This window comes from Duganella guangzhouensis, from assembly GCF_009674535.1.
Taxonomy (GTDB): Bacteria; Pseudomonadota; Gammaproteobacteria; order Burkholderiales; family Burkholderiaceae_D; genus Rugamonas; species Rugamonas guangzhouensis.
Genome location: NZ_WKJK01000010.1, coordinates 157,258 through 171,611, shown reverse-complemented (window position 1 = coordinate 171,611; position 14,354 = coordinate 157,258). Strand labels below are relative to the sequence as shown.

Annotated in this window: 11 protein-coding genes; 5 read left to right on the top strand and 6 right to left on the bottom strand. The window is 61.4% G+C overall.

All coding sequences use genetic code 11. The annotated features are described in order from the left end of the window. Positions 1 to 30: 30 nt before the first annotated feature. Complete coding sequence (gene ilvD / locus GJ699_RS19800) at positions 31 to 1,893, top strand: dihydroxy-acid dehydratase (RefSeq protein WP_154379439.1); 1,863 nt, start codon at positions 31 to 33, stop codon at positions 1,891 to 1,893. 34 nt (positions 1,894 to 1,927) lie between these two features. Here ilvD and GJ699_RS19795 read toward each other — a convergent pair whose 3' ends face one another. Continuing rightward, positions 1,928 to 2,149 (bottom strand): TIGR04438 family Trp-rich protein, encoded by a 222-nt coding sequence (locus tag GJ699_RS19795; protein ID WP_154379437.1) that lies wholly within the window; start codon positions 2,147 to 2,149, stop codon positions 1,928 to 1,930. 166 nt (positions 2,150 to 2,315) lie between these two features. Between GJ699_RS19795 and GJ699_RS19790 the strand changes: the two genes are divergently transcribed. Then, the gene (locus tag GJ699_RS19790) at positions 2,316 to 2,636 is read left to right on the top strand and encodes a c-type cytochrome (protein ID WP_154379435.1); all 321 of its coding nucleotides are present in this window, start codon (positions 2,316 to 2,318) and stop codon (positions 2,634 to 2,636) included. Between the two features lie 51 nt (positions 2,637 to 2,687). Here GJ699_RS19790 and GJ699_RS19785 read toward each other — a convergent pair whose 3' ends face one another. The 5 genes from GJ699_RS19785 to folD form a co-directional block, all read right to left on the bottom strand. Beyond that, complete coding sequence (locus GJ699_RS19785; RefSeq protein WP_154379433.1) at positions 2,688 to 3,824, bottom strand: branched-chain amino acid ABC transporter substrate-binding protein; 1,137 nt, start codon at positions 3,822 to 3,824, stop codon at positions 2,688 to 2,690. A 176-nt stretch (positions 3,825 to 4,000) separates the two neighbouring features. Then, positions 4,001 to 4,387, bottom strand: coding sequence for a DUF2486 family protein (locus GJ699_RS19780; protein WP_154379431.1), 387 nt, complete (start codon positions 4,385 to 4,387; stop codon positions 4,001 to 4,003). Beyond that, the gene (locus GJ699_RS19775) at positions 4,384 to 4,815 is read right to left on the bottom strand and encodes a DNA polymerase III subunit chi (RefSeq protein WP_154379429.1); all 432 of its coding nucleotides are present in this window, start codon (positions 4,813 to 4,815) and stop codon (positions 4,384 to 4,386) included. Before GJ699_RS19775 ends, GJ699_RS19780 begins: the two co-directional genes overlap by 4 nt. A gap of 81 nt (positions 4,816 to 4,896) precedes the next feature. Continuing rightward, positions 4,897 to 6,969 (bottom strand): M3 family metallopeptidase, encoded by a 2,073-nt coding sequence (locus GJ699_RS19770; RefSeq protein WP_154379427.1) that lies wholly within the window; start codon positions 6,967 to 6,969, stop codon positions 4,897 to 4,899. A gap of 94 nt (positions 6,970 to 7,063) precedes the next feature. After that, on the bottom strand, positions 7,064 to 7,909 hold the full coding sequence (folD, locus tag GJ699_RS19765) for a bifunctional methylenetetrahydrofolate dehydrogenase/methenyltetrahydrofolate cyclohydrolase FolD (RefSeq protein WP_154379425.1): 846 nt from the start codon (positions 7,907 to 7,909) through the stop codon (positions 7,064 to 7,066). A gap of 266 nt (positions 7,910 to 8,175) precedes the next feature. Here folD and aceE point away from each other — a divergent pair, with 266 nt between their 5' ends. From aceE to lpdA, 3 genes are read left to right on the top strand one after another with little or no spacing between them, the layout of a single operon-like run. Next, positions 8,176 to 10,866: a pyruvate dehydrogenase (acetyl-transferring), homodimeric type gene (aceE, locus tag GJ699_RS19760; RefSeq protein WP_154379423.1), complete on the top strand. Its 2,691-nt coding sequence runs from the start codon at positions 8,176 to 8,178 to the stop codon at positions 10,864 to 10,866. Between the two features lie 19 nt (positions 10,867 to 10,885). Beyond that, positions 10,886 to 12,550, top strand: coding sequence for a dihydrolipoyllysine-residue acetyltransferase (gene aceF, locus GJ699_RS19755; protein WP_154379421.1), 1,665 nt, complete (start codon positions 10,886 to 10,888; stop codon positions 12,548 to 12,550). Between the two features lie 9 nt (positions 12,551 to 12,559). Beyond that, on the top strand, positions 12,560 to 14,350 hold the full coding sequence (gene lpdA, locus GJ699_RS19750; RefSeq protein ID WP_154379419.1) for a dihydrolipoyl dehydrogenase: 1,791 nt from the start codon (positions 12,560 to 12,562) through the stop codon (positions 14,348 to 14,350). Positions 14,351 to 14,354: the final 4 nt, after the last annotated feature.

The following is a 14,354-nucleotide window of genomic DNA, read 5'->3' as shown; positions in this document are numbered from 1 at the left end:
TAGCAGTCGAGCAACACCAGGAGAAACATCATGCCGCAATACCGTTCCCGTACCACCACTCATGGCCGCAACATGGCCGGCGCACGTGCCCTGTGGCGCGCAACCGGCATGAAAGATGGCGATTTCGATAAACCGATCGTCGCCGTGGTCAACTCCTTCACCCAGTTCGTGCCGGGCCACGTGCACCTGAAAGACCTGGGCCAGCTGGTGGCGCGCGAGATTGAAAAAGCGGGCGGCGTGGCCAAAGAATTCAACACCATCGCGGTCGATGACGGTATCGCCATGGGCCACGGCGGCATGCTGTACTCGCTGCCGTCGCGCGACCTGATCGCCGACTCGGTCGAGTACATGGTTAACGCGCACTGCGCCGACGCCATGGTCTGCATCTCCAACTGCGACAAGATCACGCCGGGCATGCTGATGGCCGCGATGCGCCTCAACATTCCAGTGGTATTCGTCTCGGGCGGCCCGATGGAAGCCGGTAAAGTAGTCAAGGTAGTCAACGGCGGCCAGAAGATCATCAAGCTGGATCTGGTGGACGCCATGATCAAGGCCGGCGACACCACCGTCAGCGACGCCGACGTGGCCGAGATCGAGCGCTCCGCCTGCCCAACCTGCGGTTCGTGCTCGGGCATGTTCACCGCCAATTCGATGAACTGCCTGACCGAGGCGCTGGGCCTGTCGCTGCCGGGTAACGGCACCATCGTCGCCACCCACTCCGACCGCGAACAACTGTTCCTGCGCGCCGGCCGTCTGATCGTCGATCTGGCCAAGCGCCACTACGAACAGGACGACTACACCATTCTGCCGCGCTCCATCGCCACCAAGGCGACTTGGGAAAACGCGATGGCGCTGGACGTGTCGATGGGCGGTTCGACCAACACCGTGCTGCACTTGCTGGCGGCCGCGCACGAAGCCGGCGTGGACTTCACCATGGCCGACATCGACCGCATCTCGCGCAACGTGCCGTGCCTGTGCAAAGTAGCGCCAATGACCGACAAGTTCCACATCGAAGACGTGCACCGCGCTGGCGGCATTATCGCGATTCTGGGCGAGCTGGCGCGCGCCGGTTTGCTGGACACTTCGCGTCCAACCATTCACGCGCCAACGCTGGCCGACGCCATCGAGCGCAACGACATCGTGCGTACCGACGACTCGGCAGTGCGTGAACTGTTCCGCGCCGCGCCGGGCGGCGTGCCGACCCAGGTGGCGTTCTCGCAATCGGAGCGTTTCGCCACGCTGGACACCGACCGCGCCACCGGCTGCATCCGCGACAAGGCCCACGCTTATTCGCAGGATGGTGGTCTGGCTGTGTTGTACGGTAACCTGGCCGAAAAGGGTTGCATCGTCAAGACCGCTGGTGTGGACGAAAGCATTCTGAAGTTCAGCGGCAAGGCGCGCGTGTTTGAATCGCAGGACGCGGCGGTGGAAGCCATTCTGGGCGACACCGTGCACGAGGGCGATGTGGTCATCATCCGCTACGAAGGCCCGAAAGGCGGCCCTGGCATGCAGGAGATGCTGTATCCAACCTCGTACATCAAATCCAAAGGTCTGGGCAAGGCGTGCGCGCTGTTCACCGACGGCCGCTTCTCGGGTGGTTCCTCGGGCCTGGTGATCGGCCACGCTTCGCCGGAAGCGGCGGAAGGTGGCGCCATCGGCCTGGTGGAAGAGGGCGACATGATCGATATCGACATCCCTAACCGCACCATTGGCCTGCGCATCAGCGATGCCGAGCTGGCGGCGCGTCGTGCGGCGATGGAAGCCAAGGGCGCCGATGCATGGCAGCCGGTGAATCGTGACCGTTACGTTTCGCAGGCGCTGCAAGCCTACGCGGCGTTGACCACCTCGGCGGATCGCGGCGCGGTGCGCGATCTGTCGCAGCTGAAGCGCTAACCCGACTGTCGTCCCCGCGCACGCGGGGGCGACATTATTTTTTGTCGAAGGTCTTCTTGACCCGCTCCTTGCGGCGCTTCTCATCTTCGTTATGGGCGCGCCGCTTGTCGAAGCCCAGCATCGGTTCGAGGAATTCGAACCACAAAAACGCCAGCACCATGATGGCGCCGATCGCCCACCACGACAGCTGGGCAAACTTCCACACTTCAAAATAGCGCAACACAACCAAAGCAACGATCAACAGGATCAGTGGCATGATGTTCTCCTTTGCCTCTATCTTACCTTGCTTTCATCCGAAGAAATATTCCCCCCTTTGGTCAACCTTTAGTCAACCCTTACTTGACTTGCGCGTTAAATGCATCAAGGCAAAACGCGGTAGAATGGCCTGCGGAATTAAGTCGCACTAACCTGGAGAACACAACATGAAACGCAATTTGATGATGGTTGGGGTAGTCCTGGCATCGGCCCTGGCGTCGCAAGCCGCGCTGGCGGATGCTGGCCTGGATCTGGCCAAGGCGAAAAACTGCATGGCTTGCCACGCGGTTGCCAACAAAGTCGTTGGCCCTGCCTACAAAGACGTTGCCGCCAAATACGCCGGCCAGAAAGACGCTGAAGCCAAGCTGGTCACCAAAGTGATGAAGGGCGGCTCGGGCACCTGGGGCGCGATCCCGATGCCAGCCAATCCGCAAGTGAACGAAGCGGAAGCCAAGACCCTGGTGAAATGGGTGCTGTCGCAGAAATGACCTGCGCCTGACGCCGCAAAAAAAACGCGCCTTAGGGCGCGTTTTGCATTATTACTTGATGACTTCGAACTTGGTCTTCTTGCCGTTGTCGTAGTTGAACAGGGTGATGGAGCCGTCCTTGATGTCGCCCTTGGCGTCAAACGAAATCAGACCGGTCACGCCCTGGTACTTGATCTTCTGCAGCACCGGCAGGTACTTGGCCGGCTGCGACGAGTTGGCTTCCTGCATGGCGGCCGCCATGGTCATCACCGCGTCGTAGACATACGGCGCGTACAGCTTCACGCTGTCGTTGTATTTCTTCTGGTAGCGCGCCTGGAAGTCATCCATGCCCTTCTGCTGTTCGCCGGTGACACCGCCCGCTTCGGCGCAGGTCACGGTGCCGGTGACTGCAGCGGCGCCGGCCAGCTTCGGCAGCGATTCGGTGCAGACGCCATCGCCGCCCATGAACTTCGCATTGATGCCCAGCGCCTTCATCTGGCGCAGCAGCGGGCCGCCCACCGAGTCCATGCCGCCGAAGAATACCAGGTCGGGATTCTTGGCTTTGATGCTGGTGAGGATGGCGTTGAAGTCGGTGGCCTTGTCGTTGGTGAATTCCTTGGCGACGATCTGCACGCCAGGGAAGGCTTTCTTCGCGCCCTTGACGAACTCTTCCGCCACGCCCTGGCCATAGGCGGTGCGGTCGTCAATCACGGCGATCTTCTTGGCGCCGGTCTTGGTGACGGCATAGCCGCCCAGCGTGCCGCCCAGCTTGGCGTCATTGGCGACCACGCGGAAGGTCGATTTGAAGCCTTGCGCGGTGTACTTGGTCTGGGTGGTGGCCGGCGAGATTTGCGGAATGCCGGCGTCGTAGTAAATCTTGGAGGCGGGGATGGAGGTGCCGGAGTTCAGGTGGCCGATCACGCCGTTGACCTTGGCGTCGACCAGCTTCTGCGCCACCGCAGTGCCCTGTTTCGGATCGCCGCCGTCGTCTTCCAGTTGCAGCACGAACTTGACCGGTTTGCCGTCGATCTTGATGCCCTTGGCGTTCAATTCCTCGACCGCCATTTTGGCGCCGTTTTCATTGTCCTTGCCAAGGTGGGCCGAGGGACCGGAGACTGGCGCCACGTGGCCGATCTTGATCACTTCTTGCGCACCGGCGCTGCCTGCGAACGCCAGGGCGATGGCCAGAGGAATGAATTTGAACTGCATGTGCAAATCTCCAGTAGTTGTATGCAAGGCCACAAGGTACAACAAAATATTCACTGCGCAAAGCAGCAAACCGGTGGTTTTGTACTTTTTCGGAGCGTTTCCCTGATTTGATGCAAACGTGCTTTAGGGGAGTGCGATCCGCGCACTATAAATGCGCGGATCGTGATGGCGGGGGCTTACTTTTTCTGCGCTTGCAGATGGGTCAGTTCCTGTGACACCGCGCGTGCGACGATTTTCTCGATGGTGTCATGCAGGCCGATGCGGATCTCGTTGGTCAGGTCGTGCAGCGCATGGCTGAGCACTTCGGCCATGCAATCTTTCACGCGCTGTTCCAGCACAAAATCCACACGCGATTGCAGCTGATGCATGATGCGGACCGACAGCCGGTGTTCCATCACCGCCCATTCGGCATCGGTCCAGCCGTCGATGGCGGCGGCTTCCAGCTGGTCCGCGGCCGAGGCTGCGGGGAGAGCAGGTGGCGCACTACTCTCGTCGCTTAGCGGCTCCGCTTTCAGGACTTCCGTCAGTACAGGGATACTTGCGTCAAACGATGCTTGGCTCATGATTTTCCTGCGACAAAGTGGGTAAGTGGATAGTCTTGCTGCTTGTATGCGACATAACGCTTGCGGCCGGCGGCCGCATCTTCCTCTTCCGAGGAAATCACTTCGATCATGCGCGCAAACTGCGTCACATTGCGTGGCGTGCGGCGCGACAAATTGACCAATAATTCTTTGTGCGTGTGTGGTAATTCCGCCTCATCGTTGTCCGTCAACAGGATCGGCGTGTGCGCCGCCAGCGCATCGTCCGCCATTACGTGCGGCAGGAAATCGGTGGCGGAAAATGTCCACATCGCCGCGTTAAGTTCTGCCAGTTGGGCCGCATCGTCGGTCATCAGCACCACACGGTTGTTACCTGCCCAGGCCTTGCGCACGAGGCGGCAGGCATAGGCGAGTTTGTCCGGTACATTGGTGTGGAAGTCGATGCGTGTCATGGTAAATCCAGTGTATGCGAAAACGCCGCAAGCCGCTGGCATCGATGTTGCTACCGAGCGGCTTGCGGGTGGGGAGGGAGGTCAGGCGGCCATGCCGCTGTGGCGCAGCAGGGCGTCAATGCTAGGCTCGCGGCCACGGAAGGCGGTGAACGATTCCAGTGCCGGACGCGAACCGCCGACCGACAGGATCTCTTGCAGGTAACGCTTGCCGGTTTCCGACACGGCGGCCGGGCCCAGCTTCTGTGCTTCTTCAAACGCAGCGTAGGCGTCGGCCGACAATACCTCGGCCCACTTGTAGCTGTAGTAGCCGGCCGCGTAACCGCCGGCAAAGATGTGGCTGAACGAATTCTGGAAGCGGTTGAAGGCGGGCGGGATCACCAGCGAAAACTTGGCGCGCACTTCGTCGATGACTTGCTGCACGCTCTTGCCGGTGCTGGCGTCGTAGTCGTAGTGCAAGTGCATGTCGAGCAGCGAGAATTCCACCTGGCGCAGCGTCTGCAAGCCGGACTGGAAATTCTTCGCGGCCAGCATCTTGTCATACAGCGCACGCGGCAGCGGCGCGCCGGTGCTGGCGTGCGAGGTCATGTGCTCCAGCACTTCCCATTCCCAGCAGAAGTTTTCCATGAACTGCGATGGCAGCTCGACCGCATCCCACTCGACACCGGAAATGCCGGACACGCCCAGCTCATCGACCTGGGTCAGCATGTGGTGCAGGCCGTGGCCGAATTCGTGGAACAGCGTGATCACTTCATCGTGGGTGAACAGCGATGGCTTGGCGACGCCGTCTTCCACCGCCGGCTCGGTGAAGTTGCAGGTCAGGTAGGCGACTGGCGTTTGGACATTGGTGGCATCGGCGCGGCGGCCGCGCGCGTCGTCCATCCAGGCGCCGCCGCTCTTGCCGGCGCGCGCGTACAGGTCCAGGTAGAACTGGCCGATCAGCTTGCCGTCGCGTTCGATGCGGAAGAAGCGCACATCCTTGTGCCACACCGGCGCATCGTCTGGTTTGATCTCGACGTTGAACAGGTTCTGGATCTGGCGGAACAGGCCGTCGACCACCTTGTGTTCGGGGAAGTACTGTTTCACTTCCTGCGCCGAGAAGGCGTAGCGCGCCTCCTGCAGTTTCTCGGAAGCGTAAGGGATGTCCCAGGCTTTCAGCTCGTCGATGCCGAGCTCGTCCTTGGCGTAGGCGCGCAGTTCGGCCAGGTCTTTTTCCGCGAACGGGCGGGCGCGCTTGGCCAGGTCTTCGAGGAAGCTGATCACTTCGTCCGGCGACTTGGCCATCTTCGGCACCAGCGACACTTCAGCGAAATTTTTGTAGCCCAGCAGATGCGCTTCTTCCTCGCGCAGCTTGAGCAGGGTGACGATGTTCTGGGTGTTGTCCCAGTCCTCTTTTTTGCTGAACACTTCGCCCTGCTCGGACGCCTTGGTGGCGTTGGCGCGGTAGATGGTCTCGCGCAGCTCGCGCTTGTGGGCGAATTGCAGGATCGGGTAGTAGGACGGGAAGTGCAGCGAGAATTGCCAGCCCTGTTTGCCATCTTTCTCGGCGGCGGCGCGGGCGGCGGCCTGCACGTCGTCCGGCAGGCCGGCCAGGTCGGCTTGCTCGGTCACCAGCAGCTTGTAGTCGTTGGTGGCGTCCAGCACGTTTTCGGAGAAGCGCGTGGAGGTCATCGCGTGCTCTTCCTGGATCGCGGCGAAGCGTTCCTTTTTATCTTCCGGCAGCTCGGCGCCGCCCATGCGGAAGTCGCGAATGGCGTTCTCGATGATGCGCTTGCGGGCCGGCGACAAGGTAGCGAATTCAGCCGAGGCGTGCAGTGCTTTGTATTTGGCGAACAGTGCTTCGTTCTGGCCCAGCTCGGTCCAGAACTCGGTGATCTTGGGTTGGTTTTCGTTGTAGACGGCGCGCAGTTCGGGCGTGTCCACCACGTTGTTCAGATGACTGACGATGCCCCAGGCGCGGCCCAGCAGTTCGGTGGCGTTTTCCAGCGGCGTCACGAAGCTGTCCCAGCTGACCGTGTCCGCTGGCGCTTGCAGTTGTTCCACCACGGCGCGGCTTTGCGCCATCAGCTCGTCGATGGCCGGCGTCACGTGCTGCGGTTGAATGGCGTCAAAACGCGGCAGGCCGCTGAAGTCGAGCAGGGGATTGGTAGCAGTCATATTCAGTTCCATTGTTACAGCGTCGTCCCGGCGAAAGCCGGGACCCATAGAACGCTGGCTCAGCATAGGCACCGGCTTTCGCCGGTGCGACGGATTACACTCGTTCGGCCGCTTCCACCGTGTTCATCAGCAGCATGGTGATGGTCATCGGACCCACGCCACCCGGTACCGGGGTGATGTGCGATGCCACTTCCTTGATGCCGTCGAAATCGACGTCGCCACACAGCTTGCCTTCATCATTGCGGTTGATGCCGACGTCGATCACGATCGCGCCCGGCTTCACCATATCAGCAGTCAGGGTGTTGCGGCGGCCGGTTGCGGCCACGACCACGTCCGCCTGGCGGGTGTATACGCCGATGTCCGGGGTCGCGCTATGGCAGATGGTGACGGTGGCGTTGGCTTGCAAGAGCAGCAGCGCCATCGGCTTGCCAACCGTGTTGGAACGGCCGATCACCACCGCGTGCTTGCCGCGCAGGTCGACGCCGGTGCTCTCGATCAGCTTCATGCACCCGTACGGGGTGCAAGGACGGAAACCGTCCAGGCCGGTCATCAGCTCGCCGGCGCTCAGCACCGCGTAGCCGTCGACGTCCTTCTTGACCGAAATCGCCTCGATCACCTTGTGTGCATTGATGTGCTTGGGCAGCGGCATCTGAACCAGAATGCCGTGGATTTTCGGATCGGCGTTCAGCGCGGCGATGCGCTCCAGCAGCGCGGCTTCGGCCAGGTCGGCCGGGTATTCTTCCTTCAGCGAATAGAAGCCGGCGTCTTCGCAGGCCTTGACCTTGTTGCGCACGTAAACGTGGCTGGCCGGATCGTCGCCGACGATGATGACCGCCAGACCGGGCTGTTTGCCCTCCGCGGTGAGTTTCGCAGCACGTGCAGCAATTTCGGCACGCAGTTTTTTGGAGAGGGCAACGCCGTCGATCAGTTGAGCAGACATGATTTACACAGGGTGGTAGAGGGAAAACAGGATTATAAGGCCGCAGCCCTGATCCCGCCTCGTTTTCCGCCACCTGCCGATGCTGCGCTGCACAAGTTTTTCATAGGGAAATTTCACAATATAAAATGTCGTCCCGTAATTTGAAAAAGCCAAAAATCACTGATAGAATCCCCACACGTCGTGAAAGTATTAGTAAATAATCAGCGAAATCCCCGCCCCGGAAACCGCATCATTCGGGCATCTCAACTCAGCAGGAGACTTTTTACATGTCAGCTCAACTGGACCAGGTAACGGCAAACACCGACCCTGACTCGCAAGAAACCAAAGAATGGCTGGATTCCCTGGCCGCCGTGCTGGAAACCGAGGGTCCTGACCGTGCCCATTACCTGCTGGAAAAACTGATTGATTTGGCCCGTCAGAGCGGTTCCGATATTCCGTTCTCCGCCAATACCGCATACGTCAACACCATTCCGCTGGAGCAGGAACAACACTGCCCAGGGAATTTGGAATACGAAGAGAAACTGCGCTCGTGGATGCGCTGGAACGCGATGGCGATGGTGGTCAAGGCCAACCGCGTTGACGGCGATCTGGGTGGTCACCTGTCCTCGTTCGCCTCGCTGGCCAACATGCTGGGCATCGGCTTCAACCACTTCTGGAAAGCGCCAAGCGAAAACCACGGCGGCGACCTGCTGTACATCCAGGGCCACTCGTCGCCAGGCGTCTACGCCCGCGCGTTCCTGGAAGGCCGTCTGAGCGAAGACCAACTGCTGCACTTCCGTCGCGAAGTCGATGGTGGCGGCCTGTCGTCGTACCCGCACCCGAAACTGATGCCGAACTTCTGGCAGTTCCCGACCGTGTCGATGGGCCTGGGCCCGCTGATGGCGATCTATCAGGCGCGCTTCCTGAAGTACCTGCACGCCCGCTCGATCGCGGACACCACCGACCGTAAAGTCTGGGCATTCTGCGGCGACGGCGAGATGGACGAGCCGGAATCGCTGGGCGCGATCGGCATGGCCGCGCGCGAGAAGCTGGACAACCTGGTCATCGTGGTCAACTGCAACCTGCAGCGTCTGGACGGTCCGGTGCGCGGCAACGGCAAGATCATTCAGGAACTGGAAGGCGAATTCCGTGGTGCCGGCTGGAACGTGGTCAAAGTCATCTGGGGCCCAGGCTGGGACGCGCTGCTGCAGAAGGATAAAGAAGGCATCCTGCGCAAAGTGATGATGGAAACCGTCGACGGCGAATACCAGAACTACAAAGCGAAAGATGGCGCCTACGTGCGCAAGCACTTCTTCGGCAAGCATCCAAAGCTGCTGGAGATGGTTGCCAACATGACCGACGACGACATCTGGCGTCTGACCCGTGGCGGTCACGATCCGCACAAGATCTACGCCGCCTTCAAAGTGGCGCAGGAACACAAAGGCCAACCGACCGTGCTGCTGGTGAAAACCATCAAGGGCTTCGGCATGGGCAAGCACGGCGAAGCGCGCAACACCGCGCACAACACCAAGAAGCTGACCGACGAAGCGGTGCGCGAAATGCGCGACCGCTATTCGATCCCGATTCCGGACGACAAGCTGGCCGATATCCCATTCTACAAACCAGCCGATGACGCGCCTGAGATCAAGTACCTGCACGAGCGCCGCGCCGCGCTGGGCGGCTACCTGCCGGCCCGTCGCCAGCAAGCCGACGAAAAACTGACCGTGCCGCCGCTGTCGGCCTTCCAGAATGTACTGGACGCCACCGCCGAAGGCCGTGAAGTGTCGTCGACCCAGGCTTACGTGCGTATTCTGACCACGCTGCTGAAAGACTCCAGCGTTGGCCCGCGCATTGTGCCGGTGCTGGTCGACGAATCGCGTACCTTCGGTATGGAAGGTCTGTTCCGTCAGGTTGGTATCTTCAACCAGCAAGGTCAGTTGTACGAGCCGGTCGATAAAGACCAGGTGATGTACTACCGCGAAGACAAGGCTGGCCAGATCCTGCAAGAAGGTATCAACGAAGCCGGTGGTATGAGCTCGTGGATCGCCGCAGCGACCTCGTACTCGACCAACAACCGCGTGATGGTGCCGTTCTACACCTACTACTCGATGTTCGGCATGCAGCGTATCGGTGACCTGGTATGGGCCGCCGCCGACATGCGCGCCCGTGGCTTCCTGATGGGCGGCACCGCCGGCCGTACCACGCTGAATGGCGAAGGTCTGCAGCACGAGGATGGTCATAGCCATCTGTTCGCCGCCGCTGTGCCGAACTGCATGCCGTACGACCCGACCTTCGGTCACGAGCTGGCAGTGATTATTCAAGACGGTATGCGCCGCATGGTGGAAGAACAGGAAGACGTGTTCTACTACATCACCATCATGAACGAAAACTACTCGCACCCAGGCATCAAGCCAGGCCAGGAAGAGGGCATCCTGAAAGGTCTGTACCTGCTGCAGAAGGGCGACGAGAAAGCCAAGCAGCGCGTGCAGCTGATCGGTTCCGGCACCATTCTGCGCGAGTCGATCTTCGCTCAGGAACTGCTGCTGAACGATTGGGGTATCGCCGCCGACGTGTGGTCCGCTCCTTCGCTGACGCTGGTGGCGCGCGATGGTCAGGACGCCGAGCGCTGGAATCTGGTCAATCCTACCCAGCCGCAGCGCGTGCCTTACGTCGCTCAGCTGCTGAAGGATACCCAGGGTCCGATCGTGGCAACCACCGACTACATGCGTGCGTTTGCTGAGCAGATCCGCGCCTTCATTCCGAAGGACCGCACCTACCGTGTGCTGGGCACCGATGGTTTCGGCCGTTCGGACAGCCGCGCCAAGCTGCGTGAGTTCTTTGAGGTGAACCGCTACTACATCACGGTCGCCGCGCTGAAATCGCTGGCCGAAGAAGGCAAGATCGATGTGAAAGTGGTTGAGCAGGCCGTGGCCAAGTACAACCTCGATCCAAACAAGCCAAATCCGGTGACCCAATAAATAGAACGGAGCAAACGCTATGAGCATTGTGGAAGTTAAAGTCCCGGATATCGGTGATTTCAAGGAAGTTGAGATCATCGAAGTGATGATCAAGGTTGGAGACACGATCAAGGTCGATCAGTCGCTGATCACGGTGGAATCGGACAAGGCCAGCATGGAAATCCCTTCGTCCGCCGCCGGCGTGGTGAAAGAGATCAAAGTGAAGGTGGGCGAGAAGGTGGCCATGGGTTCGCTGGTGTTGCTGCTGGAGGCCGATGGCGCCGCCGCCGCGCCGGCCGCCGCTCCTGCCGCTGCTGCCCCGGCGCCTGCGCCGGCAGCTGCCGCAGCACCGGCTCCGGCACCGGCTGCCGCGCCTGCGGCCGCCGCCGGCCCGGTCGACGTTAAAGTGCCGGACATTGGCGACTTCAAGGAAGTGGAAGTCATCGAAGTCATGGTCAAAGTTGGCGACACCATCAAGGTCGACCAATCGCTGCTGACCGTTGAATCGGACAAAGCCAGCATGGAAATCCCATCGTCGCACGCCGGCGTGGTGAAAGAAGTGAAGGTCAAGGTAGGCGACAAGGTCGCCATGGGCACGATCGTGTTCGTGGTAGACGCAGTTGGCGGCCCGGCCGCCGCGCCTGCCGCCGCCGCTCCAGCTCCAGCCCCTGCAGCGGCAGCTCCGGCCCCTGCGGCCGCAGCGCCGTCGCCAGCACCGGCTCCGGCCGCCGCCGCCGCACCGGCGTCGCAAGGCTCGGTCACCACCGGCAAACTGGCGCACGCTTCGCCGTCGATCCGCAAGTTCGCCCGCGAACTGGGCGTGGATCTGGGCAAAGTGCCGGGCACCGGCCCGAAAGGCCGCATCACCCAGATCGACGTGCAGAACTACGTCAAGGGCGTGATCGCCGGTACCGTGGCCGCTCCTGCTGCCGCTGGTGGCGCGGTCGGTGGCGGTGGCAACTTCAGCGTGCTGCCATGGCCGTCGCTGGACTTCAGCAAATTCGGCGAAACCGAACTGCTGCCGCTGTCGCGCATCAAGAAGATCTCCGGTCCTAATCTGCATCGCAACTGGGTGCAGATCCCGCATGTCACGCAGTTCGACGATGCCGACATCACCGATCTGGAAGCCTTCCGCGTTGAATCCAACGCCGCTACCGCCAAGAACAAGGACGCCACCAAGCTGACCATGCTGGCGTTTGTGATCAAGGCATCGGTGGCCGCGCTGAAGAAATTCCCGACCTTCAATTCGTCGCTGGACGCGAAGGGCGAGAACCTGATTCTGAAGAAGTACTACAACATCGGCTTCGCGGCGGACACGCCGAATGGCCTGGTGGTACCAGTGATCAAAAACGCCGACCAGAAATCGGTCACGCAGATCGCCAAAGAGATGACCGAGCTGTCGCTGCAAGCACGCGAAGGCAAGCTGAAGCCGGCCGACATGCAAGGCGCGACCTTCACCATCTCGTCGCTGGGCGGTATCGGCGGCACGCACTTCACGCCGATCGTGAATGCGCCGGAAGTGGCGATCCTGGGCTTGTCCAAGGCATCGATCAAGCCGGTGTGGGATGGCAAAGCCTTCCAGCCACGCCTGCTGATGGGCACCTCGCTGTCCTACGACCACCGCGTGGTCGATGGCGCGATGGGCGCGCGCTTCTCCGTGTATCTGAGCGAAGTGCTCGGCGACATGCGTAAAATTCTGCTGTAAGGAGCCACTATGAGCACAGAAGTAAAAGTGCCGAATATCGGCGACTTCGCGGAAGTAGAAGTGATCGAGGTGATGGTCAAGGTGGGCGATACGATCAAGGTTGATCAGTCGCTGATTACCGTTGAATCGGACAAGGCCAGCATGGAGATCCCATCGTCGCATAGCGGCGTGGTGAAAGAAGTGAAGGTCAAGGTCGGCGACAAGGTCAAGGAAGGCGTGGCGCTGCTGGTGGTTGAGGCCACCGACGGCGCGGCCGCTGCTGCCCCTGCCGCCGCACCAGCTCCGGCCCCTGCGGCTGCCGCGCCGGCTGCGGCGCCTGTCGCGGCTCCGGCCGCACCGGCGGTTGCGCCTATCGGCGGCAGCTATACCGGTCAGGTCGACGTCGACTGCGACATGATGGTGCTGGGCGGCGGTCCTGGCGGCTACTCGGCCGCGTTCCGCGCCGCGGATCTGGGCCTGAACACCGTGATCGTCGAGCGTTACGACACGCTGGGCGGCGTGTGCCTGAACGTGGGTTGTATCCCATCGAAGGCACTGCTGCACGTGGCGTCGGTGATCGACGAAACCGCGCACATGGCCAACACCGGCGTCACCTTCGCCAAGCCAAGCATCGACATCGACCAGGTACGCAAGTACAAGGAAGGCGTGATCAAGAACATGACCGGCGGTCTGGCCGGCATGGCCAAGGCGCGCAAGACCCAGGTGGTGCAGGGCGTCGGCCAGTTCGTCAGCCCGAACCACATCGAAGTCACCGCCAAGGACGGCACCAAGAAAGTGGTGCAGTTCAAGCAGGCCATCATCGCCGCCGGTTCGTCGGTGGTGAAGCTGCCGTTCGTGCCGGAAGATGCGCGCATCGTCGATTCGACCGGCGCGCTGGAACTGCGTCAGATCCCGAAACGCATGCTGGTCATCGGCGGCGGCATCATCGGCCTGGAAATGGCTACCGTGTACTCGACCTTCGGCGCGCGCATCGACGTGGTCGAAATGATGGACGGCTTGATGCAAGGCGCCGACCGCGACGCGGTCAAGGTCTGGCAGAAGTACAACGAAGCCCGCTTCGACAACATCATGACCAAGACCAAAACGGTGGGCGTTGAAGCGCTGCCGGAAGGGATCAAAGTCACCTTCGAAGCGGCGGAAGCCGGCGCGCCTGCGCCTGCGGCCCAGGTCTATGATCTGGTGCTGGTGGCCGTTGGCCGTAGCCCGAACGGCAAGAAGATCGCCGCCGACAAGGCTGGCGTGGTGGTGAGCGATCGCGGCTTCATTCCGGTCGACAGCCAGATGCGCACCAACGTGCCGCACATCTTCGCCATCGGCGACCTGGTGGGCCAGCCTATGCTGGCGCACAAGGCGGTGCACGAAGGCCACGTTGCCGCTGAAGCGGCAGCCGGCCAGAAGTCGCACTTCGATGTGAAGGTGATTCCGTCGGTGGCTTACACCGATCCGGAAGTGGCATGGGCCGGCATCACCGAGGACGAGGCGAAAGCCAAGGGCATCAAGGTCGAGAAGGGCCACTTCCCTTGGGCAGCGAGCGGCCGCGCCGTGGCCAATGGCCGCGCCGAGGGCTTCACCAAGCTGTTGTTCGACGCTGAGACCCACCGCATCATCGGTGGCACCATCGTCGGCACCCACGCGGGTGACATGATCGGTGAAATCGCGCTGGCGATCGAGATGGGCGCGGATGGCACCGACATCGGCAAAACCATCCACCCGCACCCGACGCTGGGTGAGTCGATCGGCATGGCGGCGGAAGTCTACGAAGGCGTCTGCACCGACCTGCCACCACCGCGCAAGCGCTAAGCCG

Coding starts and splice junctions, on each gene's coding strand:
- GJ699_RS19795 (WP_154379437.1), bottom strand. CDS start 2,149: ATGCCACTGATCCTGTTGATCGTTGCTTTGGTTGTGTTGCGCTATTTT.
- lpdA (WP_154379419.1), top strand. CDS start 12,560: ATGAGCACAGAAGTAAAAGTGCCGAATATCGGCGACTTCGCGGAAGTA.
- GJ699_RS19775 (WP_154379429.1), bottom strand. CDS start 4,815: ATGACACGCATCGACTTCCACACCAATGTACCGGACAAACTCGCCTAT.
- aceE (WP_154379423.1), top strand. CDS start 8,176: ATGTCAGCTCAACTGGACCAGGTAACGGCAAACACCGACCCTGACTCG.
- GJ699_RS19780 (WP_154379431.1), bottom strand. CDS start 4,387: ATGAGCCAAGCATCGTTTGACGCAAGTATCCCTGTACTGACGGAAGTC.
- ilvD (WP_154379439.1), top strand. CDS start 31: ATGCCGCAATACCGTTCCCGTACCACCACTCATGGCCGCAACATGGCC.
- folD (WP_154379425.1), bottom strand. CDS start 7,909: ATGTCTGCTCAACTGATCGACGGCGTTGCCCTCTCCAAAAAACTGCGT.
- aceF (WP_154379421.1), top strand. CDS start 10,886: ATGAGCATTGTGGAAGTTAAAGTCCCGGATATCGGTGATTTCAAGGAA.
- GJ699_RS19790 (WP_154379435.1), top strand. CDS start 2,316: ATGAAACGCAATTTGATGATGGTTGGGGTAGTCCTGGCATCGGCCCTG.
- GJ699_RS19770 (WP_154379427.1), bottom strand. CDS start 6,969: ATGACTGCTACCAATCCCCTGCTCGACTTCAGCGGCCTGCCGCGTTTT.
- GJ699_RS19785 (WP_154379433.1), bottom strand. CDS start 3,824: ATGCAGTTCAAATTCATTCCTCTGGCCATCGCCCTGGCGTTCGCAGGC.